The sequence below is a fragment of the Streptomyces sp. NPDC029216 genome (assembly GCF_040648015.1).
In the GTDB taxonomy this organism is placed as follows: domain Bacteria; phylum Actinomycetota; class Actinomycetes; order Streptomycetales; family Streptomycetaceae; genus Streptomyces.
Genome location: NZ_JBEZWL010000072.1, coordinates 22,553 through 36,984, shown reverse-complemented (window position 1 = coordinate 36,984; position 14,432 = coordinate 22,553). Strand labels below are relative to the sequence as shown.

The window sequence follows — 14,432 nt, the reverse complement described above, 5'->3', positions numbered from 1 at the left end:
CGCCGCACAGGTGGGGAGGGGCGAGTCCGCCGGGAGGGCCTGGGCGGCGCCCGCGCCGCCGGAGGAGGAGCCCGGGTAGGGAGGGCCCTCGCCGCGTCTCGTGGCGCTCAGGGCAGGACGCGTACGGGGGCGCCGTCGAGGTAGGCGAGGACGTCCTCGACCGCCTCCCCGTAGTACGTGGCGTAGTTGGCCCGGGTGACGTAGCCGAGGTGCGGGGTCGCCAGCAGGTTCGGGGCGGTGCGCAGCGGGTGGCCGGCGGGCAGCGGTTCGGTGTCGAACACGTCGAGGCCGGCCCCCGCGATGCGGCCCGCCCGCAGGGCCGCCAGCAGCGCCTCCTGGTCCACGATGGCGGACCGGGAGGTGTTGACCAGGTAGGCGGTCGGCCGCATCAGCGCCAGCTCGGCCGCGCCGATCAGACCCCGGGTGCGCTCGCCGAGGGCGAGGTGGACGGAGACGAAGTCGCTGCCCGACAGCAGCGCCTCCTTGGACGGGGCCAGGACGACCCCTTCCGCTTCGGCCCGCTCCTTGGTGAGGTTCTGGCTCCAGGCGGTCACCTCCATGCCGAAGGCGAGGCCGACCTTGGCCACCCGGGTGCCCGTCTTGCCGAGGCCCAGCAGACCGAGCCGGCGGCCGTACAGGTCGGCGCCGACGGTCTGCTGCCATGGGCCGCCCTCGCGCAGGGCGGTGTTCTCCGTGACGAGTCCGCGCGCGAGGCCGAGCAGCAGGGCCCAGGTGAGCTCGACGGGCGGGGTGGAGGAGCTGGCGGTGCCGCACACCGTCACTCCGGCGCGCCCGGCGGCGGCGTGGTCGATGACCGAGTTGCGCATGCCGCTGGCCACGAGCAGCCTGAGGCGGGGCAGCCGCTCCAGCAGGCTCGCGGGGAAGGGGACCCGTTCGCGCAGGGTGACGACGATGTCGAAGCCGGCCAGGCGGGCGGCGAGTTCGTCCTCGTCGGCGAGGTGGTCGCGGTAGGCGACGACCTCGACGCCCCGGGCGGTGACCGGCGACCAGTCCGCGAGGGTGGTGGCCGCCCCCTGGAAGTCGTCGAGCACCGCGCAGCGCAGGGGCGTGGTCATACGGCGTGGGCCTGGGCGACGGCGTCGATCTCGGCCAGCAGTTCCGGCTCCAGCGGGCGGGCGCCGGCGGCCGCGTTGGCGCGTACCTGCTCGGCGGAGGTGGCGCCCGCGATGACCGAGGCGCAGCCGGGCCGGGCGGAGAGCCAGCCGATGGCGAGCTCCAGCACGGTGCGGTCGTGCTTCTCGGCGATCGCGGCCAGGGCCTCGACGGTGTCGAGGCGCTCCTCGGTGAGGTACGCGTCGCGGCCTTCGAGGCGGGAGCCGGCCGGGACGGGCGCGCCGCGGCGGATCTTGCCGGTGAGCAGGCCGTTGGCGAGGGGGAAGTACGGGAGGACGCCGAGGCCGTAGTGGCGGGCGGCGGGGACCAGTTCGCGCTCCGCCGACCGCTCCAGCAGCGACCACTCGTTCTGCGCCGAGACGAAGGGCACCGCGCCGGTCTCGCGGGCGGTGTGGGCGGCTTCGGCGAGCTGCCAGCCGCTGAGGTTGGAGTGCCCGATGTAGCGGACCTTGCCCTCGGCGACGAGCTCGGTGAGCGCGGCGAGGGTCTCCGCGATGGGGGTGGCGGGGTCGGGGCTGTGCAGCTGGAGGAGGTCGATGTGGTCGGTCTCCAGGCGGCGCAGGGACTCCTCGACGGCCCGCCGGATGTAGGCGCGGCCGCCGCGGGAGCCGGCGGCGGGCCCGTAGCCCATGTCGACGCCGGCGTAGCCGAACTTGGTGGCGAGGACCACCTGGTCGCGGCGGCCCTTGAGGACCTGGCCGAGGTGGCGCTCGGAGCCGCCCTGGCCGCCGTAGATGTCGGCGGTGTCGAGGAGGGTGATCCCGGAGTCGAGGGCGGCGTCGACGACGGCCCGGGTGGCCTGGAGGTCGAGGCGGGCGCCGAAGTTGTTGCAGCCGAGGCCGACGGCGGAGACCAGGAGACCTGAACTGCCCAGGGGGAGATAGCGCATGAGGGATCTTCCTCCACACTCATCGGTAACATGATCGACAAGCGGCCAGTCTAGGCATACCGGTCGGTCGGGGAACATGGTCCGCCGTCCCCGGTCCGTGAACACCGTGCGCCGACGCGAAGGGCGCCGACGGCCGAACGGCCGCGGCGCCCCTCACACCGGCACGGATCAGTGGGAGCCGGCAGCGGCCAGCAGTACGTCCACGAGGCGCTCCGCGGCGTCCGGCCGTCCGTACGCCCGGGCCCGCTCGGCCATCTGCGCCCGCCGGTTGGCGTCGGTCAGGAGCGGGCCGACGGCCTCCGCGAGGCCCTGCGCGGTGACCTCGCCGAGCAGCGCGACGGCGGCGCCCGCGTCCGCGAGGTACTGGGCGTTGTGCGCCTGCTCGTTCCCGGCGGAGGTCGCCAGCGGGACGAACACCGCCGGCTTGCCCAGGGCGGTCAGCTCGGCGAGGGTGCCCGCACCGGAGCGGGAGATCACGACGTCGGCGAGGGCCAGGACGTCGGGCAGCTCCGCCCCGATGAACCCGGTGACGTGGTAGCGGCCCGCGAGGACCGGGTCCAGCCCGGAAGCGGCGAAGCGGAGCTCGTCGACGTTGGCGGGCCCGCACTGGTGGATCACGTTCGCGTGGCTCAGCAGCCACGGGAGCACCTCGCGCACCACGTTGTTGATCTGCTGGGCGCCCTGCGCGCCGCCGGTGACGTAGACGGTCGGCAGCCGGCGGTCGAACCCGACGAGGTTCAGCGCGTGCACGGCCTTGTCGCCGAACCCGGACAGCACCTCGGGGCGGACCGGGTTGCCGGTGACGACCGCGCGCTCGCGCACCTCGGCCGGCAGCAGGGGCAGCGAGGACTCGGAGGACACGGCGATGCGCGTCGCCGAGCCGGCGAGCTTGCGGTTGGCCAGGCCGAGGCGCACGGTCTGCTCGTGCAGCACCAGCGGCCGCTTGCACAGCCGCGCCGCCAGCCCGGCCGGCACGGCGACGTACCCGCCGGTGGCCAGTACGACGTCGGGCTCGAACTCGGACACGATCGACCGCGCCTGGGCCACCCCGAGCGGCACCCGCGCCATGTCCTTGACGTTCGCGGCGGACAGCATCTTCAGCGGGTTCGCCGAGCGGCGGATCTTGCCCGTGGCGACGGTCTTGAACGCGATCCCCTCGGCGGGCGCGACCCGCGCCTCCAGCCCGTCGGCGGTCCCGATCCACAGCACGTCGAGCGTGCCGCCGGCGGCCGCGAGTCGGCCCTGCAGGGTACGGATGGCGGTCAGGGCGGGGTAGGTGTGACCACCGGTCCCCCCACCCGTGACGAGCAGCCGGAAGGAACGCGGAAGCGCGGAAGAAAGGTTCACCCGGCCCACCCTACTGTCCGACCGGAACCACCTCTCCCCGGGGCCGCCCGCCCTCGGCCGCCGTCGCACCGTCGCCGAGGCGGACCGGCGGCGCCGGGACGCCTTCGGCCGCCTCACCCCCGGACAACGTCCCCCGCGCGGCCCGGGTTCCCAACCGGTCCGGCCACGGACCGAATGATCACGTTCCGCTTCGTCCGGCCCGCGCGCCCGAAGGGATCGCGACGGAGCGTCCCCGCCCTCCCACCGCGGGGACCCGAAACGCACCGGCCCCGACGGCCCTTCGGCCGGAGGGTCCGACCGCTGCGCGACCCCGCCTTTCCGGAGGTGGGGCCGCCGGTCTCCGCCGATCACGCCGCGCGTGCGCCCCCGACAAACGGAGTCCGGCGGCCAATTCGGCAGGACCGCATTAGCCGACCGAATTCACCGTCGAACTCCCGTACCGCCAACTGCCTTCCGGTTACGGGCGTCCATATGCACCGCTACCGGAATGAGCGTCTTCACTTTCCGGTGAAGGTTGCATCAGGAACGAGTAATTCGTATCGTTCCACAGGAATCGAACATGCCCTCCGCACCCAAAGGAGGGCACGAAGCCCCCTGTTCAGCAACGATCAGGAGAATTCGAGTTCATGAAGATCCCCGGCACGCCGCTCACGCCGCCGACACCGGCGGACGGCTTCCGCGTTCCCCCAGCACGGCCCAGAGCGGAGGACCTCCTCCCCGGGCGACGGAGCACGGACGCCGTCACGGACACCGTCACGGACGCCGCCACCGCCTGAAATCACGGCTCACCCGCGGCCATATCGCCGCCGACGGCATTCCCGACCCGGGAACACGCCGCCTTCACCACCTTCACCATTTCTACAACTCCTCCGCACATTCCGAAGTTCCCTCATCCGCGGCACCGGAATTCCGCGGATGTCCACACGGTCGCGATCAGGAGAATTCGATTTCATGAAGATCCTCGGCAAGTCCCTCGCCCTGGCCGCCGTCACGGGGGCCCTGACGGCCGGTGCGCTCGTCCCGGCCACGTCGGCCAGCGCGGAAGACCACCGCCTCAAGGAAGGGGGCATGGCCACCATCACGATCGACGATTCCTCGTCGTTCACGGTGCAGACCGTGAAGAACGTGGGCGGCGGCACCTGGAGTTACGGCACCGCGCTCGCCTCCAACGGTCTCAAGACCTGCTACTCGAACTACGTCCACCCGTCGAAGTACCACTCCTCGACGGCCGTCCTCGCCGGCGGTACCGACAAGAAGTACGCGAACGCCCGGAGCTGGACCAACGCCCACGTCACGGCGGGCCACGCGTACACGTGCCACGTGTACTGGGGCACGTACTGAGATTCCGGCCCCACCGGGCCATGAGGACCGGGCCCTCCGCGGACGCTTCGTTCACGGAGGGGCCCGGGCCGCCGGAAAACACAGCTATGGCCGGTACCGGCCCTGCACCCGTGACGACAGCCACCCTAGACTCGGTCAGAGGCAGGGCCTCAGCCACCCGGTCGCCGAAAAGGACCCAGCGGACACCGTGCTCCTCTCACGCTCTCGCATCCTGGCGCCGGTCGCCGCGCCGGCGGCCGGTGCGACGTTCGGGGCCCTCGCCCCCCTCCTCGGCACCGTCGGAAACCCGGCGGGCCACGCGGCACACCTCGTCCTGTCCGCCGGATGGGCCTGGGCGGCCCTCGCCTTCTGCGTCGGACTCACGAGGAGATCCAAGGCCGAGTCGGTGCTGCTGGCCGCCGCGACCCTGCTCGTGGCCGTGCTCGCCTACTACCTCGTGAAGCTGGGGCAGGGGGAGTACCTGACGGCGGACCTCAACGACCCCTCCGGGGGGACGGGACAGGTCTCCTGGGGCAGTTTCCTGTCGAAGACCTTCGTCTGGGGCCTCGCCGCCTGCCTCGCGGGCCCTGCCCTGGGATGGGCCGGGAACATGGCACGGAACAGCGGCTTCCGGGGCCTGCCCTTCCGGCTGCTCGTCCCGTTGATCGCCCTCATCGAATCGACGCAACGGCTCCGGGTCGAGGCCGCGCTGCAGGGCGCGGTGGCAGGGACGACGTGGAACGCCGTACGCCTGGTGGCGGCGGCCGTCATCATCGCCCTCGTGGCCCACACCCTCCTCACCCGCCGGCCCCGCACGTCCACCGGCCGGGCACGCGAGTGAATCCGCCCCGGCGGGCGCGACGGAGGGGGGCCTCCGCTCACTCCCCCGGACGGCGGTCGCAGGCGCTGCGGGCCTCCGCGATGAGCTCGGCGGGCAGGCCGGGACCGGCGCACGCCTGCTCGATCAGCACCCGCCGGTACGAGGCGTTCGGCAGGTCCGGCGCCAGCCGGACGAGTTCGCGCAGGTCGTCGGGCGAGCCGCCGAGCCGGGCCCGGTACGCGGCACCGGCCGCACGCAGCGTCACCTCGGCCGGCTCGTGGCCCAGCCCCTGCTCGACCAGCCGGACCGCCGAGGCGAATTCGCCCTGCTCGGCGTGTACGTCGGCCAGGTCGAGGTACAGCGACCAGTTCGCGGGGTCCAGCGCGAGAGCCCGCTCGAACGCCGCCGCGGTCCGGCCGGGGTCGCCCAGCACGCGCCAGGTACCCGCCCGTACGACCTCCGTCATCATGATCGGCTCGACGGCGTCCGCCCGGTCGCAGAGGGCGAACGACGCATCGGTGAGACCGCACGCCCGCAGGAAGATCGCCATCCTGGCCATCGCCTCCGGCAGCGGCTCGCGGTCGCAGACCGCCTCGACGGCCCGGAACCAGGGGCCGAGCCCCTCCCGCGTGCCGTCGCCGTCCAGGGCATGGCCGTGGTCCATCGTCCGCATGACGGCCTCGGCCAGCGCGTCGGCGCTCACCGTCCCCAGGAATCGCGGGTCCCCGAACCAGGGGGCCTTGGCCCAGGCGATGGCGGGTTGCGCGCCCGTGACCGAGCCCATCGCCATCGCCGCCTCGTCCATGTCGCCGTCCAGGAAGCTGACGTACGCGTACGCCAGCACCGACCGCAGGGAGTCGGCGCCCCGGAGGATCCCCTCCAGGGCGGCTCGCTGCGTTTCCCACAGCTCGGCGAGGACCGCGTACGGCTCGGGGTCCTCCGGAGCGGAGGCGATGGCGTTGCCTATGTGGTGCACGGCCGCGCCGGGGCTGCCCCCGCAGTGCGCCAGCACGCGCGCGAGACCGGCCCCGGCGGCTGCCGCTCGATTCGACGTCATCCGGGGATCGTAAGCGGTGCCCCCTTCATGCCCGGCCCCGCTGGGCCGGCCGACCACGGTGGCCGCGCCCGGTCGCGCTGGCGATCAGGGCGCAGAAGACGGTGGTCGCGACGAGACTTCCGGCCAGGACCATGCCCACCCCGATGACGTAGAGACCGCTGGAGTCGTCCGACCAGTCGTACCAGGCGGACGCCGCCAGACCGGCCGAGGTGGCGAGCACGGCGGCCGCGCCATGGCGCCGGGACGCCGCCCAGTACAGCGGCACCGACAGGGTCAGCACCAGACCGATCACCTGCCATGCCCCGTACGGGCCGGTCTCCGACCCGTCGGGCTGCACATCACGATGCTGGTCCCAGCCCAGCCAGGCGGCCCATGCCGCGACGGATACGAGAAACAGCAACGGGAAGGAAGCGACTTCCAGCGATCTCCTGCTCATGCCCTCAGCCTCCCGCCCGCCCCCGGCGCCCGGGCAGAGCGCACGTACTCAACCCCCGCTGAGTAGCTGCCCCCTCGGGACACAGCAGGCCACAGGGGCCCGTCAGGACCCCGTGACAGAATCAGCGGGTGCAGATCGGGGTGCTGGGCCCACTGGAGGTGCGCGCGGACGACGGCGGTCCGGTCGACGTGCCGGGTGCGCGGTTGCGCGGGCTGCTCGTCGCCCTCGCGCTCAGGCCGGGTCGGGTGGTCCCCAAGGCGGTGCTCGTCGACTGGATCTGGGGGGAGTACCCGCCCGTCGACGCGGCGAACGCCCTGCAGCGTCTGGTGTCCCGGTTGCGGAAGCTGCTGCCGGCCGGGGCGGTCGAGGGGCTGACGGACGGCTACCGGCTGGCGGTGGAACCCGACGCCGTCGACGCCGTGCGGTTCGAACGGCTCGCCGTGGCGGGCCGGGCCCGTACCGGGGACGTCCCCGGGCGGGCGCGGCTGCTGCGCGAGGCACTCGGGTTGTGGCGCGGCGCGGCCCTGCAGGACGTCGGTCTGCAGGACAGTGCCGCGTTCGACGCCGCCGTCGTACGGCTCGAAGCGCTGCGGCTGACCGCCGCGGAGGAGCGGGCCGAGGCGGACGTCACCCTCGGGCGGGGCGCGGAGGTGGTCACGGAGCTGGCCGACCTGGTGGCCGCGCACCCGGTGCGGGAGCGGCTCGTCGGCGCCCTGATGCGCGCCCTCGTCGCGTCCGGTCGCGACAGCGAGGCGCTGCAGGTGTACCAGCGCACGCGGGAGGCGCTGGCCGACACCCTGGGCGCCGACCCCTCGCCCGAACTGTCCGCCGTGCACCTCGCGCTGCTGCGCGGCGAGCTGGGGCTGCGCGAGGAGGGACGGCCCGAGGAGGACCGCAGGACCAACCTGCGCGCCGAACTGACCAGCTTCGTCGGCAGGACGGCCGACATCGCCTCGGTCCGGGGACTCGTCGCCGAGCACCGGCTCACCACCCTCATCGGACCGGGCGGAGCCGGGAAGACCCGGCTGGCCACGGAGACCGCGCGCACCCTGCTCGACGAACTGCCGGACGGGGTCTGGCTGGTGGAGCTCGCCGCCATCGGTGCGGACGGCGGCGACGTGGCGCAGTCGGCGCTCGCCGGGCTGGGCCTGCGGGACGCCCTGCTCGGCGGGGCTCCCCACGCGGAGCTGACGGAGCGGCTCATCGCGGCGGTCCGCGACCGCGAGGCGCTGCTGATCCTGGACAACTGCGAGCACGTCATCGAGTCCGCGGCGGTGTTCGCCCACCGGGTGCTCGGCGAGTGCCGGCGGCTGCGGATCCTGGCGACGAGCCGGGAGCCGCTCGGCATCACCGGTGAGGCGCTGTGGCCGGTCGAACCGCTGGCCCTGCCGCGGGGGAACGCGGGCCCGGCGGAGATCGAGTCCTCGCCGGCCGTCCGGCTGCTGCGGGACCGGGCCGGGGCGGTACGCCGGGACCTCGCGGCCGGTGCCGGGGGCGGCGCCGACGCCCGGACGCTGGCGACGATGGTGCGGGTGTGCCGGGCGCTGGACGGGATGCCGCTGGCGATCGAACTGGCCGCGGCCCGGCTCCGTACGATGTCGGTCGACCAGCTGGCCCACCGGCTCGACGACCGGTTCCGGCTGCTGAACAGCGGCAGCCGTACCGCGCTGCCGCGGCACAAGACGCTGCGTGCGGTGGTCGACTGGAGCTGGGAGCTGCTCAGCGAGGCCGAGCGGACGGTGCTGCGGAGGCTCTCGGTGTTCTCGGGCGGGGCGAGCCTGGAGGCGGCCGAACGGGTCTGCGCGGACGGCGCGGACGGTCCGGGCACCCCGGGCGGCGCCGTCGAGGAGCGGGACGTGCTCGAACTGCTCACCGCGCTGGCCGAGAAGTCGCTGCTGCGCGCCGAGGGCTCCGGTGCCCCGCGTTACCGGATGCTGGGCACGATCAAGGAGTACGCGGCGCACCGGCTCGCCGAGGCGGGGGAGGCCGAGCGGGCGCGCCGGGCGCATCTGGCCTGGTTCACGGAGCTCGCCGAGACCGCCGAGCCGCATCTGCGCCGCGCCGAGCAGCTGGAGTGGCTGGCCGCGCTCGGTGCCGAGCACGACGACATCGGCTCCGCGATGCGCGGCGCGCTCGCGGCGGGCGAGGCGCAGGCGGCGATGCGGCTGGCGGCGGCCGCCGGCTGGTACTGGTGGCTCAGCGGGCACCGGACCGAGGGCATGGAGCTGATCACCGCGGCCGCCCGTACGCCCGGCGAGGTGGCCGACGACGTACGGGCCACGGCGTACGCGCTGGTGGTGCTGTTCGTGAGCGCCGGGCGGGGCGACGAGCACCAGGCCGCGGAATGGATCCGCGAGGCGCACCGGTTCGGTCTGCGCAGCCGGCACCGTAATCCGCTGCTGAGGGTCGTCACCGCGCTGGAACGCATGCTGGAGGCGCCCGAGGCCTTCCTGTCCGCGTTCGAGCCGCTCCTCGACAGCGACGACCCCTGGGTGCGGGCGCTCGGCCGGCTGCACCTGGGCAAGATGCGGATCATGGTGGGCCATGAGGGGCGGGACGCGGACGCCTGCCTGGAGATGGCGCTGGCCGAGTTCCGGGCGCTCGGCGAGCGGTTCGGGATCTCGTTCGCCCAGACGGAGCTGGCGGAGCGGATCGCGGTGCGCGGTGATTTCGCCGGTGCGTGCGAGCACCTGGAGCAGGCGATCGCGGTCGTCACCGAGGTCGGTGCCGTCGAGGACGTCATCCGGATGCGGTCACGGCAGGCGCAGCTGTACTGGCTGCAGGGCGAGGAGGAGGCCTGCGCGGCCGCGCTCGCCGAGGCGCAGCGGTACGCGGACCGGGTCACCTGGCCGGACGCGCTGGCCGAGCTGGCCCTCGCGAGGGCGGAACTCGCCCGGTGGGGCGGCGACGCCGGGGAGGCGCGCCGGCAACTCGGCGCCGCGACGGCCCTGCTGGGCGGGGAGGCGGAACGGGGGAACGTCCTGGCGGTGACGCACGACCTGCTCGGCTACCTCGCGGACGATCTCGACGAGGCGCGGGCGCACCACGCGGCGGCCTGCGCGGCGGCGGCCGGTGCGGGTCACGCGCCGCTGATCGCGCAGGTGCTGGTCGGGGTCGCGGACCTGGCCCTGCGGCGGGGCGAGTACGAGCAGGCGGTACGGCTGCTCGCGGCGAGCGCGGGCGTGCGGGGGCTGCAGGACCGCTCGCAGCCGGACGTGGCCCGTATCGAGCGGGCCGCGCGCCGGCGCCTCGGCGATGCGGGGTTCGCCGAGGCCGCCCGGGAGGGAACGGGCAGCAGCTGGGACCGCCTGGCCGGGGTCACGCTCGCGCCCTGAGCGCGACGACCGCCCCCGCGTACCCGGCGAGGTCCGGCCCGGCCGGACGCCGCCGTCCGGCGGGCCCCGCGCCGGGCACGCCGGACCTCACACCGCGCTTGCGCCGCTATCGGGTGGTCCCGCCGCTGCCCGGTGCGGGTCCTTAGGCTGGAGGCGCGGTGGCGGGTCGTATGTATGAAGGGCGGCGGTGACGGTATGACGGAGTCCGGGCACGGTCACGGGCGCGGGCATGGGCATGGGCATGGGCTCGGTCACGGGCACGGGCTCGGGCTCGGGCTCGGCGAGGTCCAGCGGGAGCACTGGCAGCGGACCTACGGCCGGCATCCCGGTATGTACGGCGAGGAGCCCTCCGAGCCGGCCGTTCACGCCGCAGCGGTCTTCCGGGCCGCCGGTGCCCGGGAGGTGCTGGAGCTGGGGGCGGGGCACGGGCGCGACGCCCTGTACTTCGCCCGTGCCGGCTTCACCGTGCTGGCCGCCGACTTCAGCCCGGTCGGGCTGGAGCAGCTGCGGCAGGCCGCCGACGGACAGGGCGTGGCCGGGCGGGTCACCACGGCGGTCCACGACGTCCGCGAGCCCCTGCCGCTCGCGGATGCCTCCGTGGACGGGGTGTTCGCGCACATGCTGCTCTGCATGGCGCTGTCCACGCGGGAGATCCACGCCCTGGTCGACGAGGTCCGGCGGGTGCTGCGGCCGGGCGGCACCTTCGTCTACACCGTCCGCCACACCGGAGACGCGCACTACCGGGCCGGCACCGCCCACGGCGACGACATCTGGGAGCACGGCGGCTTCGCCGTCCACTTCTTCCCCCGCGCGCTGGTCGACGCCCTCGCCGCGGACTGGATCCTCCGGGAGGTCCACCCCTTCGAGGAAGGCGGCCTCCCCCGTCGGCTGTGGCGGGTCACGCAGACCACACCGGGACCGTCCCGGCCGGTACGGCCCGCGCCCCGGCGGCCGGACCCCGCCGAAGGATGAACCACACGGCCTCGCGCTCGTGTCGCCGCTCCCCCCGGGACGGGCTCTGTGAGCATCGTGCTGCTCACCTCCTCCCGGCCGTCGGCCTCCGGCGCCTCCCGCGCCGGGTTCCACAGCAGGAGGCACCAGGTGACCTGCCCCGCCGCCCCTCCCCGGCCCGCCACGGTGCTGGCCATGAGCCCGGACACCCGGGCCGCCGTCCTCAGTGACCGGGTCCTGGCCGAGCTGGTCCGGGTCGCCGACGTGGATCCCGGGCTGCTGCTCACCGACTTCGGACGGGACGGCCCGCTGCTCGGCAGCCGGCTCGCCCGCGCCGAGGTGCTGCTCACCGGGTGGGGGTGTCCGCCGCTGGATGCGGACGCCCTGCGCCGGATGCCCCGGCTGCGTGCCGTCGTGCACGCCGCCGGAAGCGTCAAGCAGCATGTGACCGAGGCCTGCTGGGAGCGCGGGCTGGTGGTCTCCAGCGCGGCCGCCGCGAACGCCCTGCCCGTCGCCGAGTACACGCTCGCCGCGATCCTGTTCGCGAACAAGCGGGTCCTGGAGGCCGCCCACGCCTACCGGGCTGCGCGCGCACCGGTCGATCCGCTGCGCCGCTACCCCGGGGTCGGCAACTACCGGCGCACCGTCGGCCTCGTCGGCGCCTCCCGGACCGGCCGCCGGGTGCTGGAGCTGCTGCGGCCGTTCGACCTGCGGGTGCTCGTGCACGACCCGTACGCCGACCCGGCCGAACTCGCCTCCCTCGGCGGCGAGCCTTGCGGCTTGGACGAACTGCTCGGCCGCAGCCACGTGGTGAGCCTGCACGCACCGGAGCTCCCCCGGACGCGCCGTCTGCTGGACGCCTCCCGGCTGGCCCTGATGCCGGACGGCGCCACGCTGATCAACACGGCGCGCGGGTCGCTCGTCGATACGGCCGCCCTGACCCGGGAACTGGTCACCGGGCGGCTGCACGCCGTGCTCGACCACACCGAGCCGGAGGTACTGCCCGCCGGCTCCCCGCTGTTCGACCTGCCGAACGTCCTGCTCACCCCCCATGTGGCGGGTTCGCTGGGCGGCGAGCTGGACCGGCTGGCGGTGACGGCGGTGGAGGAGCTGGAGCGATACGCGCGGGGTGTCGGCTTCCGCTATCCGGTGGACCCGGGCCGCTTGGCCTACTCGGCCTGATCAGCATGAGCCACCAGCCCCTCCAGATACGCGCGGCCCTGCCCGAGCCGGCCGGCCAGCCCGGCCGCCTCGGGGTACCAGCGTCTTTCGTACTCCCAGCACAGCCACCCGTCGGCCGGCGCCGCGGCCACCGCCCCGGCGAGCGGCAGCACCCCCGCGCCGAGCCCGACCGGCGTGAGGTCGTCGGCCGATGCCACGTCCTTGACCTGGACGTAGCCCAGGTGCGCGCCCAGTCGCCGTCTCGACTCGGCCGGCCGCTCGCCGCCCAGCCAGGTGTGCAGTACGTCCCACAGCGCGCCCACGCCCGGATGCCCGACCGCGTCCAGCACGCGGGCGGCGGCGGCCGCCGTGCGGTGCGAGTCGTGGGTCTCCAGCAGGATCCGCACCCCGTGCCGGTCGGCGTAGGGGGCCGCTTCCCGCAGGCGGCGCACGGCGTGGGCGTCGGCCTGCGGCTCGGGCAGCCCGCCCCCGCCGGGAAAGACCCGTGCGTACGGGGCTTCGAGGTCGGCGGCGAGCCGGACCAGGGACCGCACTGCGGCGAGGACGGGCCCGTCGGGGCCGGGCACCGCGACCTGCGCGTAGCCCGCGACCCCGAGGACGCGCACTCCGGCCCGGCCGATGGTGCGCAGCCCCGCGGCCCGGTCCCCCGGCGGGCTCTGGGGGTGGAGCGGTTCCTCGGGGTGGGCGCGCAGTTCGAGGCCCTCGTAGCCGTGGTCCGCGGCCAGCGCGGCGCTCCGGGCGAGCGGGGTGCCCGGCAGGCCGAGGGTGGAGAAGGCGTACCTCACGAGGTCCTCCCCGGTGCCGGTGGCGGGGCGGTGGAACCGCGGACCAGGAGTTCGGTCGGCAGTGTGGTGATGCCTCCGGGGGGCAGGGCCCGGCGGCCGGTCACCAGCTGGGCGGCGAGCACGCCCGCCTCGCGCAGCGGCACCCGGACGGTGGTGAGGGCGGGGGCGGTGTCCTGGCTGAACGGCAGGTCGTCGAAGCCGGTGACCGAGACGTCCTCGGGTATGCGCAGGCCCGCTTCGCGCAGTGCGGCGGCGACGCCCACGGCGGCCGTGTCGTCGGCCGCGGCGACGGCCGTGAAGGGCTTTCCCCTGCGCAGCAGTTCGCGGGTGGCGTCATAGCCGGCGGCGCGCGCGAACCCGGCGTGGACGGTGAGCTCGGCGCAGGCGGCGGGCAGGGCGGGGTCGTGCCGGCGGAGGGCTTCCCGGTGTCCGGCGAGCCGCTCGCGGGTGGTGCTCAGTCCCGGCGGGCCGGCGACGTAGGCGATGCGGCGGTGACCGAGCGTCAGGAGGTGTTCGGCGAGCCGGAACGCTCCCCCTCGGTCGTCGAACATGACGGTGGCGACGGGCAGTGCCGGGGGTACGGGCAGGGGCGGGCGCCCGCACAGGACCACGGGGGTCCCGGCGCCCGCCATGCGGGCGACGCGGGCGGTGAGAGCGGCGGTGTGCTCCGGGTCCTCGTCGGCTCCTCCGGTGAGGACGACGCCCCCGGCGCGCTGGCCTTCGAGGAGGGTGAGGCAGGCGGTCTCGGATGCGGGAGCGCCCTGGGTGTTGCAGACGACGGCGAGCCGGCGCGCCCCGCCTCCGCCGGTGGGGTCGAGGGCGTGCTGCAGGGAGCCCGTGAGGATGCCGAAGTAGGCGTCGGCGATGTCGTGCACCAGGATCCCGACGAGATCGGAGGTGGCGGCCGCGAGTGCGCGGGCGGGGCCGTTGGCGACGTAGCCGAGTTCTTCGACGGCCCGCTCCACCCGGGTCCGGGTGACTCCGGCCACCGGATAGCCGCCGTTCAGTACGCGCGAGACCGTGGCGGGCGAAACGCCCGCGCGGGCCGCGACCTCTGCAAGGGTCACCGCCATCCGGATCCCCTCCCCCCTGTGGCCCGCTGCGGTGCGGGCCGTCGTCGTCCGATCTGCTGTCCGGCTCTCATGATGACCGATTCAGAAAGCGCTTTCCATCACC

Annotated in this window: 13 protein-coding genes; 6 read left to right on the top strand and 7 right to left on the bottom strand. The window is 74.7% G+C overall.

Going from position 1 to position 14,432, the window contains the following annotated elements:
* Positions 1–107 precede the first annotated feature (107 nt).
* The 3 genes from AB0F18_RS24220 to AB0F18_RS24210 form a co-directional block, all read right to left on the bottom strand.
* A complete protein-coding gene (locus AB0F18_RS24220) occupies positions 108–1,076 on the bottom strand; it encodes a D-2-hydroxyacid dehydrogenase family protein (RefSeq protein WP_362064008.1) in 969 nt (322 codons plus the stop codon).
* On the bottom strand, positions 1,073–2,023 hold the full coding sequence (locus AB0F18_RS24215; protein WP_362064006.1) for an aldo/keto reductase: 951 nt from the start codon (positions 2,021–2,023) through the stop codon (positions 1,073–1,075). The genes AB0F18_RS24220 and AB0F18_RS24215 overlap by 4 nt, the downstream gene beginning before the upstream one ends.
* Positions 2,024–2,191: 168 nt before the next feature.
* Positions 2,192–3,370: a UDP-N-acetylglucosamine--N-acetylmuramyl-(pentapeptide) pyrophosphoryl-undecaprenol N-acetylglucosamine transferase gene (locus AB0F18_RS24210; RefSeq protein ID WP_362064004.1), complete on the bottom strand. Its 1,179-nt coding sequence runs from the start codon at positions 3,368–3,370 to the stop codon at positions 2,192–2,194.
* Positions 3,371–3,996: 626 nt separating this feature from the next.
* Here AB0F18_RS24210 and AB0F18_RS24205 point away from each other — a divergent pair.
* The 3 genes from AB0F18_RS24205 to AB0F18_RS24195 all read left to right on the top strand — a co-directional run bounded on the left by AB0F18_RS24205 (position 3,997) and on the right by AB0F18_RS24195 (position 5,531).
* Positions 3,997–4,146, top strand: coding sequence for a hypothetical protein (locus AB0F18_RS24205; protein WP_362064002.1), 150 nt, complete (start codon positions 3,997–3,999; stop codon positions 4,144–4,146).
* Positions 4,147–4,321: 175 nt separating this feature from the next.
* Positions 4,322–4,711 (top strand): lactococcin 972 family bacteriocin, encoded by a 390-nt coding sequence (locus AB0F18_RS24200; RefSeq protein WP_362064000.1) that lies wholly within the window; start codon positions 4,322–4,324, stop codon positions 4,709–4,711.
* 187 nt (positions 4,712–4,898) lie between these two features.
* The gene (locus tag AB0F18_RS24195; RefSeq protein WP_362063998.1) at positions 4,899–5,531 is read left to right on the top strand and encodes a hypothetical protein; all 633 of its coding nucleotides are present in this window, start codon (positions 4,899–4,901) and stop codon (positions 5,529–5,531) included.
* Positions 5,532–5,568: 37 nt separating this feature from the next.
* Here AB0F18_RS24195 and AB0F18_RS24190 read toward each other — a convergent pair whose 3' ends face one another.
* Positions 5,569–6,567, bottom strand: a complete 999-nt coding sequence (locus AB0F18_RS24190) for a tetratricopeptide repeat protein (protein ID WP_362063996.1) — start codon at positions 6,565–6,567, stop codon at positions 5,569–5,571.
* Between the two features lie 25 nt (positions 6,568–6,592).
* Positions 6,593–7,003 carry a hypothetical protein gene (locus AB0F18_RS24185; RefSeq protein ID WP_362063994.1) on the bottom strand — a complete coding sequence of 137 codons (411 nt, stop codon included), beginning with the start codon at positions 7,001–7,003 and terminating at the stop codon, positions 6,593–6,595.
* Between the two features lie 128 nt (positions 7,004–7,131).
* On the opposite strand from AB0F18_RS24185, the gene AB0F18_RS24180 reads away from it, so the two are divergent.
* The 3 genes from AB0F18_RS24180 (at position 7,132) to AB0F18_RS24170 (ending at position 12,471) form a co-directional block, all read left to right on the top strand.
* Positions 7,132–10,338 (top strand): BTAD domain-containing putative transcriptional regulator, encoded by a 3,207-nt coding sequence (locus tag AB0F18_RS24180; RefSeq protein ID WP_362063992.1) that lies wholly within the window; start codon positions 7,132–7,134, stop codon positions 10,336–10,338.
* Between the two features lie 195 nt (positions 10,339–10,533).
* A complete protein-coding gene (locus AB0F18_RS24175; protein ID WP_362063990.1) occupies positions 10,534–11,310 on the top strand; it encodes a class I SAM-dependent methyltransferase in 777 nt (258 codons plus the stop codon).
* Positions 11,311–11,484: 174 nt separating this feature from the next.
* Positions 11,485–12,471: a hydroxyacid dehydrogenase gene (locus tag AB0F18_RS24170; protein ID WP_362064012.1), complete on the top strand. Its 987-nt coding sequence runs from the start codon at positions 11,485–11,487 to the stop codon at positions 12,469–12,471.
* On the opposite strand, the gene AB0F18_RS24165 is transcribed toward AB0F18_RS24170, so the two are convergent.
* On the bottom strand, positions 12,459–13,256 hold the full coding sequence (locus AB0F18_RS24165) for a sugar phosphate isomerase/epimerase family protein (RefSeq protein ID WP_362063988.1): 798 nt from the start codon (positions 13,254–13,256) through the stop codon (positions 12,459–12,461). The genes AB0F18_RS24170 and AB0F18_RS24165 overlap by 13 nt on opposite strands.
* Positions 13,253–14,329 (bottom strand): LacI family DNA-binding transcriptional regulator, encoded by a 1,077-nt coding sequence (locus AB0F18_RS24160; RefSeq protein ID WP_362063986.1) that lies wholly within the window; start codon positions 14,327–14,329, stop codon positions 13,253–13,255. The genes AB0F18_RS24165 and AB0F18_RS24160 overlap by 4 nt, the downstream gene beginning before the upstream one ends.
* Between the last annotated feature and the right edge of the window lie 103 nt (positions 14,330–14,432).